Below are 13,388 nucleotides of genomic sequence, written 5' to 3'. Positions count from 1 at the left end.
TGGCAGAGCGGAATTCCGCTCTGCCATGACGCGCCTACCGGACATTTCTGCTTGGCAGGAAAGCGGACATCTGTGCTTTGGATTGACACCGTCTGGCAAGCGGATTGTGGTCCGCCGGCGCGCCAGATTGCGGCGCAAAGCGGGGGGCTACCGGCCGGCCGAGAAATGGCTGCCCAGCCAGCCGCGCGCCGCAGCAAGCGGCATGACCGATCGCGCCTGATAGCCGAGGCGCCACAAGCCACCGTGGTTGGCCTGCTCGACCAGCAACTCGAGTGGGGTCTGCAGGGCGCGCCGCGGATTCGCTACCGCCACATCGCAACGCAGATCATGCACCCAAAGACCGGCGGCGAGGGCCGCGGTGGTCGCTGGCTCGAAGACCTCGATGCCATAGTACGCCGCTCCCCGGTACGCCGCCTGCATCACGGGGCTACGGGTCACCGAACGTGTCGTGCTCGGTGGCGCCACGTTGAGCGACACGCGCTGCCCTGCCGCCCGCGCACAGAGCGCTCGCCACTGCTGCAAGCGCTTGGCCAGCGCGTAGTTCGGCCCCTGCTCGACGACCAGCGCATCGACGATCGCACACGGATCGGCAACCCCTGCCGGCAACGCGTTGCTGATGCTCGGCCGCAGCAATCGACCACCACTGAGCGACTGCAGGCAGACATCCGCCACCCGGGTCAGCACGCCACGCTCCGCGAAACGACGCAGTGCCGCCTGCGCTGTCAGCGCGGACACGGCGAAGACATCGGTCGGCGTCGCCATGAACATCAACGAACTGCCCGGCTGGGCCGCACTCACCTGGCCGATGATCGCGTCCATCGCCACCGCCAGGCGGACGTGCAAGGCTCCGTCGGCGTAAGCCAGCGCCGCCAGGTCCACGCTTCGCCCCAGATCGACCAGCCAAGCGGCGATCTCCGGTGTCTGGGTGAGCAGGTTGGCCCCAGCTTGCTCGATAGGCAGCGCCTTGCCCCCTGCGAGGGGCGCCAGCAAGCGCCCGTTGCCGGCCTCGACGAGCCGTGCGATGTGTTTCCACAGTTCCGGCTGTGGCAGATCGACGGCCACGATATTGGCCCGCCAGCGCGCCAGCCAGGCCAGCGGTCCGGCCTCGGAAGCCGCACTGAGCAGCACCAGATGACGGTCGGAAAGGTCGAACCACTCGGGATGGTCGAGCAGGCGATGCAGTGCCCGGGCACAACCGGGCTCGATGATGTCGTCCTTTTGCCACGCAGCGATACGCTCACGCAGCGCCTCGCCGCGCAACTGCCTGCCGCGATACGGGACTGCCCACGCTACCGGCGAAGCTTCAGCACGCCCGCGCAACTCGACCGTCCGCAACGCTGCAGCGCATGGGCGCAACATGGCTTCGACAACCGGACCGGCCACACCGCCACGCACGAACTCCAGGCGCGATGCGGCGGCGTGCAGTCCGTCGGCCGCAATGCTCAGCGCGTTCCCGGGTGCGCCGAGAGACGCTTCGACCAGAGCGCGGAAGTGACGGGGGTAGGCCTGGCGCCAGTGCGACTCGGCGCGTACGGCGCTGGCCACCGTCGGCGCGACTCGGGCCAACGCTGCGCCGACGATTTCGCGCCCCGTCGCGCTGCTGCTGCGTTTCCCCGTAGCGTCGCAGGGAAACTGCACGCCGGATTGTTCGACATGGTTCATTGGCTCAACTGCACACGAAAACGAACCCTTGCTGCAACGGGCAGACCGGCGATGACGAGCATGCCTGGCGTCTGCCAGCGGTCCACCGGCGACCCATCGCGGCGCTGTACCGGCTGGCCACCTCAGGCTGCGACCTCACCCGCCGAACTGCCGCGTGAGGTCGGCCACACTGCTGACCAGTTCATCGAGGTCGGGCGCCCTGCCATTCGGCGTAACGCGATCGATCCACCGAGCTCGCCAGCCCCCCCGCCACCGGCTGGCGTGCTCCCCTGACGGTTCCTCAGCATGCCAAGAACCACGGGCAACAACGCCATCAGCACCCGCTTGCCGCCTCCCCTCTCTCCGCCATCGGGCACCATTTGTGTCGCACCGGTGGTGCCGCCCAAGATGCCATCCAACAGTCGTCCCCTCCTCTACCCCTCCACAATGTTCGATCAGCTTGCCGCGGACCGCTTCCCTGCCGCAATCCGCGGCGCCCTCTGCCCGGGAAGGCACGCGGACCCGGCCCCGCACTGGCGACCGATCGCCCGCAGTCCCGGCGCACCGGCTCCAGCGCGCTTTGCATGATGACAGAGTAAACTCAAAAAACAACTCACTGGCCGCCGGCTCCCAGAATCGGGGACAAACCCGATCAGTCTCCGGCAGACGGCGAAGATCCTCCCGACCGGCGCCAGCAATGACCCCCGGCTCACCGCCAGGCGCACCAACAAAAACCCCTGCCGGAGGGCCGGACAGGGGCGAGGAACATGGGCGGCAGGCCGCCGCCCATGAAGGAAGGGATGGTGCTGCTTACTGCAGTTGCTGAATACCCGCCAAGACCCAGCCACCGCGACCCTCACGCGGTTTGACCATGTGCCAGATCTCGTCGACCGGCTCGGCCGCCGCATCCTTGTCCTCACGAATCAGACCGCTGAAGCGAACGCTGACCACGTAGCGCGTCGCCTCTTCGATGACATCGAGCACCTGCGCCTCGATGGTGACGACATCGGTTGTCTGCATGCCGGTGCCGCGCTCGGCGATGTTCATGCGCAACTCGGCAAACATTTCCGGCGTGGTGAATTCGCGGAGGTCGTCCAGGTTGCCAGCATCATTGGCCGCCTGCAGGCGGATGAAGCTGACCTTGGCGTTGCGTTCGAAGGCTGCCGCGTCGAAATCGGCCGGAATATTGCCGGCAGCGGCGACCGAGGCCACTGCACCGGAAGCAGGCAGTGCGGGTTCGTCGAAGTTCCGCCGGCTCGTTGGACCGTCAGGGCCGGCCGCTGCATACTGCAGGCCACCCGAACCGGCCGCTGCCGGCGCCGCGGCACAGCGCCGCATGATCAGACCGATCACCACCAGCACGGCCATCACCAGCAGGGCGATCATCAGCATCGAGGCAAGTTCCTCGCCAAACCCGAAGTGCGAGGCAAGCGCCGCAAGTCCGAGGCCGGCAGCCAGGCCGGCGAGCGGGCCCATCCAGGAGCGTTTCGGTTGGGCTTGCGGTGCGGCAGCCGCAGCCGGCTGGCTTCTGGCTGCGCCGGGCGCCATCGCCGGCGGCGCGGCTCGGTCAGCAGTCACCGATTCGCGCTGCATGCCGGAGGACTTGCCACCGCCGAGGCGCTTGGCTTCTGCGTCGCCAACCGCCAGGGTCAGGCCGAACGCTACTACGGCGGTCAGCAGTGAAAGGGTTTTCATGCGTGTCTCCTTTAGGATATGAGGATTGAGCAGCCTAAGATAGACGCTCGTCGGCCAATAGAAAAGCAGAATTATTGGTATCGACACTTCCAGAAAATCGGATTTTTGTCGGATCAGGAAGCAGCCTTGGTCAGCCGTGCTCGCCTCGGCCGGGCATCCTCGTCGGCGGCACCGATGGTCGGGCAACGTCCGTATCAATCGGAGCATCTGGACGCGCGCGCTTGCCGAACACCTCGTCACGCGCCGCCTGGCTGATGGCCACAATCGCCGGATGGCTCAAGCGGCGCTCGGTAGTGATGGCGAAGAGTTGTTCGCTGATCACCTCGATGCGCCCGATAGCGCTCACCCGATACTGCTCCACGACGTAGGAGGCGATCGCCGTGGGAGCCACGAAAAGCCCGCTGCCTGCCTGGCCGAAAGCCTGCAGTAATGCACTGTCATCGAACTCGCCGACGACGCATGGTTGCAGGCGCTGGGATTCGAGCCATTGTTCGAGCCGCGAGCGCACCGCGACATCGTCACCCGGCATGAGAAATGGAGCGCCGTCGAGCAAGGCCGGAAAGCTGCCGGACAGTCGTTTGACCAGTTCTGCAGTACCAAAAACGGTTAGATCGCTTTCGCCAAGCAAATGGCTGTAGCCTCGGACATTGAGATTGGCGGGCATCGGCCGGTCGGCAATCACCATGTCGAGCCGATGCACGGCGAGATCCGCCAACAGGGCAGTCAGACGACCCTCGCGGCAGATCAGGCGCACGGCTTCCGGCAACTGCAGTGCCGGCTGAACCAGTCGATGGGCGACCGACTTCGGCACCGAGTCGGCTATCCCGATGACGAACGGGAGGCTCTTCCTGGTGGTCTGGTCGCGCGCGACCTGGAGCAGCTCATCTCCCAGGGCAAAGATCTCCTCGGCGTAACTCAGGATGCGCCGCCCGGCGTCGGTCAGCTCCAGGCCACGGCCGGCGCGACGGAACAGCTCGACGCCAAGTGCTTCCTCCAGCTCGCGCAACTGCCCGCTGACGGCCTGCGAAGTGAGATGCAACTGCTCACAGGCGCGGGCGATGGTGCCCGACTTGGCGACCATCCAGAAGTACCGCAGATGCTTGAAATTGAGCGTCGCCACGAGCGCGGAGAGATCGAAAAAAATGGAAGTGTCAGTCAATTATATTCGATTTTTCAGATGTCTTTCGATGCTCTAGACTCTGCCTTCCATTCAAACTGAAAGGAGTTCGCCATGCAGATCGTAATTCAGGGTCGCGGCATCGATCTCGATGCCGCGCTGCGCGAGCACGTCGAGCGGCGCCTGCACTTCGCGCTCGACTGGGCACAAGCGTACGTGAGCCGGGTTTCCGTCGTGCTGTCCGACCTGAACGGGCCGCGCGGCGGCGAGGACAAGTGCTGCCGCGTGCAGTGCGCCATGCCCGGGGTACCGGAAGTGATGATCGAAGACACGCAGGCCGAACTGCATGTCGCCATCGACCGCGCTTTCGATCGCACCGGGCGGACTCTGGCCCGACGAGTGGCCCGACAACGCGAGCATCGCCACGCTGACGTGCGCGATCGCCAATCGATTGGCCCCGCCCCGCTGCCCGCCACCCCTTCAAACACCGACGGCAGTCGCTGAATTTCCACCCCAACAGCAGCTACGAAGGCATTTTTCCGCGGAGATCGAAACATGAAACGAATCTTTCTGCTCGTCGCCACCAACCTGGCAATCATGCTCGTGCTGAGCATCGTCAGCACCCTCACCGGCGCCCACAGGTTCTTCTCGGGCAGCGGGCTCGATCTTGGCAAGCTGTTGTTCTTCGCTCTGATCATGGGCTTTGGTGGCGCCTTCATTTCCCTGCTCATGTCAAAGGTCATCGCCAAGTGGAGTACCGGTGCCCAGGTGATCGCAACACCGGGCAACTCCACCGAATTCTGGCTGGTCGAGACGGTCCACCGTTTTGCCGACAAGGCCGGGCTGCCGATGCCCGAAGTGGCGGTCTACGAAGGCGAGCCGAATGCCTTCGCCACCGGCGCCACCCGTAACAGCTCATTGGTTGCGGTATCCACCGGTCTGCTGCACAGCATGACTCGCGAGGAGGCCGAAGCGGTGATCGCGCACGAGGTGGCGCACATTGCCAATGGCGACATGGTCACGCTGACGCTGATCCAGGGGGTGGTCAACACCTTCGTCATTTTCATTGCCCGCGTCGTCGGCTGGCTGGTTGACTCGGCCCTGCGCAGAGGAAGCGACGAGGCGGCTGGTCCGGGCATCGGCTACACCATTGCTGTCGTGGTCTGCGACGTGGTCTTCGGCATCCTGGCCAGTGTCATCGTCATGTACTTCTCGCGCCAGCGCGAATTTCGTGCCGACGCCGGTGCGGCACAACTGATGGGAACGGCGCGCCCGATGATGGCCGCACTGCGCCGCCTGGGCGGCTTGGAGTCCGGCGACCTGCCGCAAAACGTTGCCACCGCCGGCATCACCGGGCGCCCCGGCTGGATCGAATGGTTCTCGAGCCATCCGCCGATCGAACAACGCATCGCCGCACTGCAGCAGCACGAACACTGAACGCCGGACACCGCGCCCGGGCCGGGCCGCGGCAACCTGATTACGGCGCGGAGCAAGGACGGCAGATCCCGGCATCAAGGCGAGCATGAACCGGATTCATCCGCCCAGGCAAAGACCGCACAACAAGCTTGTCAATCTCCCGATGCCGATAGCGGCCACCGCCCATGCGGCGCCTTCCTGCCAATGACGCCCGGCCGATCAGCCGCCATGCTCGGGGGATAATGACGCGAGGGATGGAGCGATGACCCTGGGCCACACCCGCAGGGTCGCCTGACAGGCGCCAGCGCGGCTTGCTACCGCCGATAACACGTGCGAAGATTGCCTCCTTCCGGTTCCGGGCTGGCCCACTTTTTCCGACACCACATGCATCCACACCAACACGGCATAAACATCGAGGCGCTGCTGGCGCACGTGCCGCTGTTCAATGAACTGGAGTCCGACGAAATTGCCCGCCTCGCCCGCGGCTCGCGTGAAGTCACCGCCGCACGCGGTGACATCCTCTTCCACAAGGGTGACACGCCGACCGGCTTCTATCTGATCGTCTATGGTCAGGTAAAGCTGGCATTCACCTCCCCGCAGGGCGGTGAAAAGGTGGTCGATATCGTCGGACAGGGTCAGACTTTCGGGGAAGCCGTGATGTTCATGGACAAGCCCTTCATGGTCTACGCGCAGGCCCTCGCCGACTCCTTGCTGTTGCACATCTCCAAGACGGCAATCCTCGAGGAGCTCGACAGTGATCCGAAGCTTGGTCGAAAGATGATCGCCGGTCTGTCGATGCGTCTGCACCACCTGATCAATGACGTCGAGTCGTACTCCCTGCATTCGGGTCGACAGCGCATCATCGGCTACCTGCTGCGCGAATATCCGACCAACGGCGAGAAGTCGGTCACCGTCACGCTACCGACCAACAAGGGCGTCATCGCTTCGCGCCTCAACCTCACCCAGGAGCATTTCTCGCGCATACTGCATGAACTCTCCGAAAAAGCGCTGATCATGGTCGAGGGACGGAAAATCCATATCGCCGATGTCGAGAAACTGCGCAGCCATGATCAATGAAATCAGCAGCACCCATACCAACCGAGAGGAGACCCCAAGCATGGCACTGGAAACCGAGATCAAGCTGAGCCTGCCGGCTACAGCCGCACGCCGGCTGCCGGCCCACCGGCTGCTGGCTGAAAGCAAGCCGCTGCGACAAAAACTGGTCAATACGTACTACGACACGCCGGAACTGAGTCTTCAGCGCAGGCGCCTCGCCGTACGCTACCGCCAGAAAGGCTCCGAATGGCTGCTGACCGTCAAGAGTGATGCCCCCTCACCCGGCGGTCTGGCACAACGCAGCGAATGGGAGGTGCCCGGGCAACCGGGCGAGTTCGACTTTTCGCATGTGGACAATCCGAAACTGCGCCGTTTCCTGGAAACCGCCACTCCCCAACTGGCGCCGGTATTCACCACAGACTTCACGCGCAGCTACTGGGTGTTGTCGCCCCAGGAGGGGACGCGCATCGAGGTCGCACTGGACCGCGGGACGATTATCGCTGGTGGGCGCAAGGAGACCATCTGCGAGGTGGAACTCGAGTTGCTCGAGGGAGACGTGGCGGATCTGTTTGGCACGGCGCTGGCCCTGCAGGCCGACCTGCCGCTTCACCCGGAGGGCGCCAGCAAGGCCGAGCGTGGCTATCGACTGGCGGCTGAAACCGCGCTGTCTCCCGCCAAAGCGGGGGACGTGCCATTGCAGATCGGTATGAGCAGCGTCGGGGTATTCCGCAGTACCGCCTTCTCCTGCCTGTCGCAACTGCAAGGCAACGAGCGCGGCGTGCGGGAAACCGATGCCCCCGAATTCATCCACCAGGCGCGCGTGGCGATTCGCCGCCTGCGCTCGGCCATCCGGCTGTGGCGCCCGCTGCTGCCCGAGGAGTACGTCAGCAACTTCGACCCGCGCTGGCGCACACTGGCCAATCAGCTCGGCGACACCCGCAACTGGGATGTTTTCATCACCGAAATTCTGCCCCCGATCGTCAAGGCATTCCCCGATCACGCCGATGTGCAGCGACTGTCCAGCGAGGCGAAAAGCCAGTTGGTGGCCTGCCGCAAAGCAGCCCAGGCGGCCATGACCGCAGCCACCTACTCGCAACTGCTGCTCGAGTTCACCGCCGCGACGGTCGCCCTGCAGGAAAGCAGGAAACCGCCGCTAGCCGCTTTTGCACCCCGTTCGCTGAACAAGCGCGCCAAACGCGTCGCCGCACTGGCCAGCGAAACCAGGGATTCACACCCGGAAGCGCGGCATGCCCTGCGCGTCGCGCTGAAGCGCCTGCGCTACGCGATCGAGTTTTTCGCTCCCCTGTTCCCGGCCAAGCGTCTGCAGCGCTATCACCAGAGCGCCGCCGGCCTGCTCGACCTGCTCGGGCGGATGAACGACACCACGGTAGCCGAACAGCTTGCCGTGCAGGCCCTCCCCGGCCACCATAGCGACCTCGTACGGGCCTGGCTGACTGGCCGCAACGACCTCATGCTGGGTCAGCTCGAACCGCTGCTGGGCGAGTTTCTCAGCCATCAGGCGCCCTGGGAGCATCCCTGAGCGGAGGGCACGTCGCCTGGCCTGACCGGCAGGCCACCGCCCGGCATCGCCCCAGCCAGACCACGCCCGCTGAGCGGCCCACCGGATCACGGCACTCCGGCTGTCGGCAGGCACGGTGCGGCGTTGCCTGGTGCCGCTTCCTGTTAACCGTGCTGGGAGCGCTGTGCACTACCCAGCCGGCGGCAGTTGCGGCAGAACTGCCGGCCACCGTCGCCCACGCTCTCGAGGAAGCCGGCATTGCGCCGCGCTCGGTGGGCATGGTCGTGCAGGCAATCGATGGCGGACCGGCGCTGCTCAGCCATAACGCGCGGCAAGCGCTGAACCCGGCCTCGACGATGAAGCTGCTCACCACCTACGCCGCCCTCGAGTTGCTCGGCCCGGCGCATACCTGGAATACGGAGGCACTGGTCGATAGCCCGCCGGCCGATGGTCGGCTGGCAGGCAACCTGTACCTGCGTGGCAGCGGCGACCCCAAGCTCGGTCTCGAACAGTTCTGGCTATTGTTGCGCCAAATCCGCGCCCGCGGGGTGAGCGAGATCAATGGCGACCTGATCCTCGATCGCAGTGCCTTCGCGCTCCCTGCCCACGATCCGGGCGAATTCGACAAGCAGCCCTTACGGCCGTACAACGCCGGACCGGACGCCCTGCTGGTAAACCTCAAGAGCATCCGCCTGACGTTGCAGCCAGACCCCGCCGGCAAGGCGGTCAAGGTGTTCGCCGAAACACCGAGCGATGGCTTGCGCATCGCCAATCGCCTGAACCTCGGACGGGAAGCCTGTGGCGACTGGCGCGAACAAATCAGGACGACCGTCGCCGGCCAGACCATCGAACTCAGCGGCAGTTTCCCGGCAACCTGCGGCGAGAAGGCGCTGCACCTCGCTCCCTGGCCTGCCGACAACCAGGTGGAAAGTCTGTTCCGTGCGCTGTGGCGGGAACTGGGCGGCAGTCTGCGCGGCGGCGTGCGCCAAGGCCGAACACCGGCAGGCGCCGGCCTGCTGGCCATCCAGGAGTCCCCCGCCCTGGGCGAGGTCGTCCGCGAAATCAACAAGTACAGCAACAACGTGATGGCCCGCCAGCTTTTCCTCAGCCTCGACGTCGAACGTCCGGCAACGGCCGAAGGCGCACGCCGGCAAATCGCCGGCTGGCTACAGGCCAAAAACCTCGCAATGCCCGAACTGGTGGTGGACAACGGCTCCGGCCTGTCGCGCAGCGAACGCATCTCGGCCGAGAGCCTGGCACAGTTGCTGCGCGCCGCCTGGCAAAGCCCGGTGATGCCCGAACTGATGGCCTCGCTGCCGCTCGCCGGGATGGACGGCACCTTGCGCAAACGCCTGAACGGAGGTGCGGTGAGCGGGCGAGCGCACGTCAAGACCGGCTACCTCGAAGGGGTGCGGGCGATAGCCGGCTATGTGCTGGACAACAGTGGCAAGCGCTGGATCGTCGTCTGTCTGATCAACGACCCCAAAGCGAGACTCGGCAAGCCGGCAATCGATGCTCTGCTGCTCTGGGTGACGCAACGCTGAGTCCCGACGCGGCGGCACTTGTCGGTCACCGCACGCGCTCGGACCGGACTCCAGAGCCAATCGAGCCGCGCTTCGGTGGCCGTACTCGACGGGCAGGGCATGATCCTCAGCGTCAGCCGGGGATGGCGGGTCTTTGCCGAAAGCAATGGTGGGAGCGCTGCGCTGGTGGCGTGGGTCGGCATCGACTACCTGGCAGCGGTGCGACAGCCGGCCACCACTGACGTACTGGCCGCCGCCGCCCTGCAGGGCCTCGAAGAGTTGCTGTGCGGGCAGCAGACGCGCTTCGCTCTCGAGTACCCTTGCCATTCTCCCGAATGCGAACGCTGGTTCGAGTTCGCCGCTGCGCCGCTGCCGGATCTGGTCAAGGGGGTGGTCATCACCCATCGCGACATCAGTCCACGCCAGCTGGCGCAGTATCCCCCTGGCGAGCGCTCCGTCGCCCCCGATCGCCGACAGCCCGATCTGAGCGCGGTGTTGAACAGCCTGTCGTCGATGATCGGCTACCGGGACCGCAGGTTGCGCAACCGCTTCGCCAATCACGCCTATTGCGACTGGTTCGGCATCGATCCGGCGACCATCCCCGGCAAGCACATCCGGGAAGTGATCGGAGAGGAACGCTATCGCCTCAACCTGCCCTACATCAGGGCGGTCCTGCGCGGCAGCGCGCAGCAGTTCGAGCACGCCATCCCTGCACCGGACGGTCGTTCCGTACGCCATGCGCTGGCTCGTTACATTCCGGACGTGGTCGGCGACGGTGAAGTGCAGGGGTTCTTCGTCGAGGTCATGGACGTCAGCCCGATCATTGCCAGCGAGCAAGCATTGCAACGTGCTCAGCAGATCAGGGGACTGGGCAGTTAGACGACCGAACTGCCTTCCGGGGTGCGGACAGGCAGCGTGATGCTGAACCAGATCCTCGGCATCGGCCCGGAGCACGAACATACCAGCGAAGGATGGGTCCGGCTACTGCATCCGGAAGATCGCCAGCAGACGCTCGATCACTTCACACGGGCAATCATCGAGCACCGGACACTGGACACCGAGTTCCGCATCGTTCGACCGGGTGATGGTGCCGCACGCTGGATGCATGGTCTCGGCCAAGTCGAGTATTCAGCCGACGGACAACCCCGGCGCGTGCTGGGCACGGTGCAGGACATTCCCGAGCGCCGCGTCGCCGAGCAAGCAAGGCAAGTACTGCTGGACGAAAATACCCGCCTGGTACGACGCCTGATCACCATGCAGGAGCATGAGCGTGCCGAGTTGGCGCGAGAACTGCACGACGGACTGTCCCAACACCTGACGGCCATCCGGGTCCTGGCCGGCACCCTGCAGCGCCATGGCAAGCAGGACCGTGGGTGGATCAAGACCAATTCCCAGGCGATCGAGCACTCGGCGAGCGAAATCTACCGGGTCTTGCACCGTCTGATGGAGGGACTGCATCCGAACGTTCTCGACTCGACGGGAATTGCCGAGGCCCTTGCCACGCTGATCGGGACCTGGGCGCAACAGCACCCGGAAATTGTGTGGCGGGCCTCGCTGCCGCGCGACATGGTGTGCACCGAAGCGCAGGTTCGTGTGGCCCTCTACCGCATCGTGCAGGAGTGCCTGAACAATGTCGCCCGCCACGTGGAAGCCAAACGACTGCGCATCGTCCTTGCCGCCAGGCCATCGCCACAAGGCGATGGCCTGCGCCTGATCGTCCGCGATGACGGCCGGGGAATGGACACTGGCGCCCGCATCGCGGGCTTCGGCCGGCTGGGAATACGGGAGCGCGTCCTCAGTCTGGGCGGCTCGCTACAGATCAGCAGCAGCACTGGCCGCGGCACGCGGGTGCAGGTCCCCCTTCCCAACAACTGACTGTTTTGTCGAGGTGCCGACCAGAGCCGCGTCTCCTCCCTGCCGCTGGCCGCACTGCCGCAATTCGACGGTCGAAAGAGCGCCCCGTTGGCGCAGCAGTTGCAGATGATCCGGGCGTCGCCTACCGTACTTGACGGCGAGGCGGTCGAGGTAGAGCAACCAGGCATCCTCGTCCTTGCCATCTGCCAGCGTGGCTGCCTCGGGCGGCCGCGCATTCCAGACCGTATAACGGTAGGCGAACTCCGCCCAGTCATAGAGCGACTCGAAAATCGCATCCGGCCTCGTTGCATGCCGATCGGCCTGGGCACTGCGCAGGATGCGCAGTCGTGCGTTGGGATCGGCACCCGCTTCGATCAGGATGCGCATCAGCCGGGTGTCCATATCGACCACCGCACAGAACAGAGGGCTTGCCCCATCCCGGCCAAGTGTATTCGGGTCGGCGCCAAGACGCAGCATCTCCTCCACCACTTCGTCCCTGCGCATTCCCGGGCTGAACTCCAGGGCACTGATCACATGTTCCAGGATCGTGTCGCCGGAGTGATCGCGGCCATTCAGATCAAACCCGCTGCTCACCTGCGCCCGCATCGCCGAAATATCGCCCGCCTGTGCGCTCCCCACGAAGCTGTGTATCCCGGCCTGCCGATCAACCGGGTGTCGCATAATACCGTTCATTCGCAACTCCCTCCTCGATGATTGACAAGTGTTCCGGCCGGGACTGCGCCACGCTCGGCCAGTCGCTCGACAGCGCCGGGACAGCCTCCTTCCCGTCGCGGCTTGCAGGAGCGGCAGTCGGGCCGGGTCGGCAAGCGGCTGCCGACCATCCCACGGCCTGTCGCAAGTCGCCGACAAACTTGCCAGGTTGCCGGGTCCGGGCCGATCACAGAAGGCACCGGCGGGCGGTCCGCTGCGCCCACCGCAAGCTGCCCAGCCACGCCCGACCTGCGCTGGCATGCAGAACGCACCAGTCGCGCAATCGCCCGCTGCACCGCAGGGCAGTCGGGGCGTGCAGAAAGGGCAGCCTGCCAGGCCCTGATCGCCTGTGGGTAGCGGCGCAGACGCAATTGCACCAGGCCAAGCTCGTACCAGGCGCCGGCCAGGGTCGATCCGCTCCGGCTCGCCGCGCGCAGGCATTGCGCAGAAGCGCAAAGCGTCTGGTCACCCCGGAACTGCAGAAGCGGGCCATCGACCGCGCCATCTGCGACATCGAATGCGGCAATTGCCTCGCATCGCCGCCGGGTCCGGTAGTAGACCAGACCGAGGAACTGCATGGCTACGGGGTCCTCCGGGATGGAGCGCAGGATGTTGAGCGCCAGCCGCTCGGCCCGCCCGAACTCGCCCCTCTGATAGAACATGCCGAGCAGGTCAAAGAGGGTGTCAATCATTGGCAGATCCTCACGCAAGGAACTCGGGGGTGTGGCAACCGGCCACGGGCGCTGACCGGCGTATCGATGAGCGAATTCTGTCCTACGGTCGCTACCATCGATAGTGAAAAAAGTCCTGTCATGGGTGGAAAAGTTTCCCGACCACACGGATGCCTCGGCAAGCA

General features: G+C 65.2%; 12 protein-coding genes. 7 read left to right on the top strand and 5 right to left on the bottom strand.

Annotation, left to right across the window (positions count from 1 at the left end):
• Window positions 1–147: 147 nt before the first annotated feature.
• From JNK99_RS15380 to nhaR, 3 genes are all read right to left on the bottom strand, one after another.
• Entirely contained in the window at window positions 148–1,662 is a 1,515-nt protein-coding gene (locus tag JNK99_RS15380) for a hypothetical protein (RefSeq protein ID WP_291854604.1), read from the bottom strand.
• Window positions 1,663–2,451: 789 nt separating this feature from the next.
• Window positions 2,452–3,336: a Tim44-like domain-containing protein gene (locus JNK99_RS15375; protein WP_291854600.1), complete on the bottom strand. Its 885-nt coding sequence runs from the start codon at window positions 3,334–3,336 to the stop codon at window positions 2,452–2,454.
• Window positions 3,337–3,466: 130 nt separating this feature from the next.
• On the bottom strand, window positions 3,467–4,456 hold the full coding sequence (nhaR, locus tag JNK99_RS15370) for a transcriptional activator NhaR (protein ID WP_291854609.1): 990 nt from the start codon (window positions 4,454–4,456) through the stop codon (window positions 3,467–3,469).
• A 111-nt stretch (window positions 4,457–4,567) separates the two neighbouring features.
• Here nhaR and JNK99_RS15365 point away from each other — a divergent pair, with 111 nt between their 5' ends.
• The 7 genes from JNK99_RS15365 (at window position 4,568) to JNK99_RS15335 (ending at window position 11,842) form a co-directional block, all read left to right on the top strand.
• Window positions 4,568–4,957 carry an HPF/RaiA family ribosome-associated protein gene (locus JNK99_RS15365; RefSeq protein WP_291854597.1) on the top strand — a complete coding sequence of 130 codons (390 nt, stop codon included), beginning with the start codon at window positions 4,568–4,570 and terminating at the stop codon, window positions 4,955–4,957.
• A 51-nt stretch (window positions 4,958–5,008) separates the two neighbouring features.
• Complete coding sequence (gene htpX, locus JNK99_RS15360) at window positions 5,009–5,890, top strand: protease HtpX (RefSeq protein ID WP_291854595.1); 882 nt, start codon at window positions 5,009–5,011, stop codon at window positions 5,888–5,890.
• Between the two features lie 363 nt (window positions 5,891–6,253).
• Complete coding sequence (locus tag JNK99_RS15355; RefSeq protein WP_291854593.1) at window positions 6,254–6,946, top strand: Crp/Fnr family transcriptional regulator; 693 nt, start codon at window positions 6,254–6,256, stop codon at window positions 6,944–6,946.
• A 40-nt stretch (window positions 6,947–6,986) separates the two neighbouring features.
• Window positions 6,987–8,465, top strand: coding sequence for a CYTH and CHAD domain-containing protein (locus JNK99_RS15350; protein WP_291854590.1), 1,479 nt, complete (start codon window positions 6,987–6,989; stop codon window positions 8,463–8,465).
• A gap of 149 nt (window positions 8,466–8,614) precedes the next feature.
• Window positions 8,615–9,988 carry a D-alanyl-D-alanine carboxypeptidase/D-alanyl-D-alanine-endopeptidase gene (gene dacB / locus JNK99_RS15345; protein WP_291854585.1) on the top strand — a complete coding sequence of 458 codons (1,374 nt, stop codon included), beginning with the start codon at window positions 8,615–8,617 and terminating at the stop codon, window positions 9,986–9,988.
• A gap of 75 nt (window positions 9,989–10,063) precedes the next feature.
• Window positions 10,064–10,846, top strand: a complete 783-nt coding sequence (locus JNK99_RS15340; RefSeq protein ID WP_291854582.1) for a PAS domain-containing protein — start codon at window positions 10,064–10,066, stop codon at window positions 10,844–10,846.
• A gap of 39 nt (window positions 10,847–10,885) precedes the next feature.
• Window positions 10,886–11,842 carry a PAS domain-containing protein gene (locus JNK99_RS15335; protein WP_291854579.1) on the top strand — a complete coding sequence of 319 codons (957 nt, stop codon included), beginning with the start codon at window positions 10,886–10,888 and terminating at the stop codon, window positions 11,840–11,842.
• Here JNK99_RS15335 and JNK99_RS15330 read toward each other — a convergent pair.
• Together JNK99_RS15330 and JNK99_RS15325 are read right to left on the bottom strand one after the other, a co-directional pair.
• Window positions 11,780–12,514 (bottom strand): ankyrin repeat domain-containing protein, encoded by a 735-nt coding sequence (locus JNK99_RS15330; protein WP_291854575.1) that lies wholly within the window; start codon window positions 12,512–12,514, stop codon window positions 11,780–11,782. The two genes, JNK99_RS15335 and JNK99_RS15330, sit on opposite strands and share 63 nt — an antisense overlap.
• Window positions 12,511–13,224 carry a tetratricopeptide repeat protein gene (locus JNK99_RS15325; RefSeq protein WP_291854572.1) on the bottom strand — a complete coding sequence of 238 codons (714 nt, stop codon included), beginning with the start codon at window positions 13,222–13,224 and terminating at the stop codon, window positions 12,511–12,513. The genes JNK99_RS15330 and JNK99_RS15325 overlap by 4 nt, the downstream gene beginning before the upstream one ends.
• Window positions 13,225–13,388 lie beyond the last annotated feature (164 nt).

It is taken from the genome of Accumulibacter sp. (assembly GCF_016789985.1).
GTDB lineage: Bacteria > Pseudomonadota > Gammaproteobacteria > Burkholderiales > Rhodocyclaceae > Accumulibacter.
This window is presented reverse-complemented; position numbering and strand designations above follow the sequence as displayed.